3 protein-coding genes are annotated in these 2,051 nt (G+C 57.1%); 1 reads left to right on the forward strand and 2 read right to left on the reverse strand.

Annotated elements, in window-relative coordinates; translation table 11 throughout:
• Positions 1-473 (forward strand): hypothetical protein (locus tag EGI20_RS17720; RefSeq protein WP_498633035.1); only part of this gene is annotated, 473 nt, incomplete at its 5' end.
• A 250-nt stretch (positions 474-723) separates the two neighbouring features.
• Here EGI20_RS17720 and EGI20_RS17725 read toward each other — a convergent pair.
• On the reverse strand, positions 724-1,722 hold the full coding sequence (locus EGI20_RS17725; protein ID WP_498633037.1) for a hypothetical protein: 999 nt from the start codon (positions 1,720-1,722) through the stop codon (positions 724-726).
• A gap of 107 nt (positions 1,723-1,829) precedes the next feature.
• Positions 1,830-2,051: restriction endonuclease subunit S domain-containing protein (locus EGI20_RS17730; protein ID WP_498633039.1), on the reverse strand; the 222-nt coding region annotated here is incomplete at its 5' end.

The following is a 2,051-nucleotide window of genomic DNA, read 5'->3' on the forward strand; positions in this document are numbered from 1 at the left end:
ATGTCGATGTGCCCGGCTGTGCCAGTGCCATTGCGGCAATTGCCACCCAGGTGGTGGCCGGCAATCTGGAGACGCTGGAACAGATGCTGGCGGCTCAGGCCGTCACCCTGAACCTGCTGTTTCAGGATCAGGCCCGGCGCGCACTGGCAGCCAAACACGACAAGACCAGAGAGCTGGAACTCAAGCTGGCGCTAAAAGCGCAGGCGCAGTGTCGTGCCACTGTCGAAGCGCTGGCCGAGATCAAGAACCCGGCGCCCAAGGTCTTTGCCCGGCAAGCCAACATTGCGCACGGCCCACAGCAGGTCAACAACCACGCGCCCGCGCGCGGAAAAAAATCTGACAGGCAGTCAAACGAACTATTGGAAACCCAAAATGAGCAAAGCGAATGGCTGGACGCCGGAGCGGCGGGCGAAGCAGGCAGAACTGATCCGGCAATGGCGGCCGTGGGAAAAATCCACCGGCCCGAAAACTGAAACCGGCAAGACGATCAGCTGTCGCAATGCAACCCGGCACGGGCTGTATACGGCGGTCGCACATGCCGAGCGTTCGGTTTTGCGGGCGTGGGTGCGGCAATGCGGCCACACCCTCTGCGAGGGCTAGATGGGCGTCGCCAACCCGGCAAGGCTGAGCCGCCCCACCCCCGCACCACCTGCACCTTGGCCTGCACGGGGGCGGCTGGCTGCTTTTTAGTTGATTTCAGCGGGGTGCGCCCCCTTTGAAACACTAAACTTTTTCAATGGCGTCAACCTGTTGCGCCATCGCCCGCACCAGATCATTGATATTTCCTCCCCACTGATTAGAAACCGCGACTTGTTCACCAGACGCCAGCACAATGAGATCCCCGGCAGCCGAATGCCAGCGATTCAGATTTTTCCCGGCAATCTGATCAACCAAGATGACGGCCCTTGGCAAATTGTACTGCGACAGATGGCTGCTTATCTGCGCAAAGCTGGTGAACTGGCGATCCTTGATCCACTGCCTAATCACCGCTAACGCCAACTTGCGTTTGTTGTAGACCTCGCCATTAAAACGGTACTTGCTGTAGTCGCGTGAGCTTTGCTGGCTGGCGCGTTCTTCGGCGCGCTTTTCGCGGAATTTGACCTGATAGGCTTCCGCTTCCGGCACTGGGATAATCGGCTCGGCATTGATCAGCACCTCGCCCTGGTATTTGAATGGGGTCAAGCGCACGCAGCGGATATCAATGCCTTTGTCCCGCAGCCATAACACCGAGGTGGTCAGCTCTTTGCCAAAGGCGGCCGAGGCCAGCACGATGCGCACATCGTTGCCGAAATCATCAAGCTGGCTCTCATCCAGTCCGGTAAACGCCAGCAGTTTCTCTCTGGCACACTCTCTGTCGCCATCGGCTAACCCCTCAGCGGCGAGATAGCGTTCAAAATAGTCGCAGGCCTTATCAAAGGTCATGTTCGAGATCATGGCGGCATAGCGCAGCGCCTGCAGCTCCATATGGGCGCCGATTTCATCGCGCTTGAGCTCGATTACCACCAGATTGGCATTGCGGTCGATGGCCAGCAGGTCGATGCGGCGGCGGCTGTCTTCCCAGTCGGAAAACTCGTCGGCAATCACCAGACAATCGGGCGCAATGGCATCGATATTGCGCTTTAACGCCTCCTGCAGATCCTGACGCTCTTGCAGCCCTTCGGCGGCAAAGGTGGTCGGGATTAACGGGGTCAGCTGTTGATTGGCGATATGGTAGAGGCTCATAACTGAAACAACCTGCTTAACGATAAAGGGGAAAAGTGGCCGTGCGTGCGCTAAGGCAATAGCCATGATCAGGATGCAGGGCACCACCACGGACACCCTGCCAGCGGTCAGGCCAGAGCGTCTTCCACCAATGCCTCGGCCAGGGTGAGCTGGGTCTGTTGGCTGGTTTGCAGGCGGTATTTTAGTTGGTCGCAGAGGGCCATTAATTCATCGACAGCTTTAACAATTCTAAGCTGCTCTTCTTTTGGTGGTATACAAACCATCATATTCCAGAGCTTTTCTGAAACCAACTTACAAGTACCATGAGATGAGTGCTCAACCATATTTAC

The sequence above is a fragment of the Aquitalea sp. S1-19 genome, assembly GCF_024343515.1.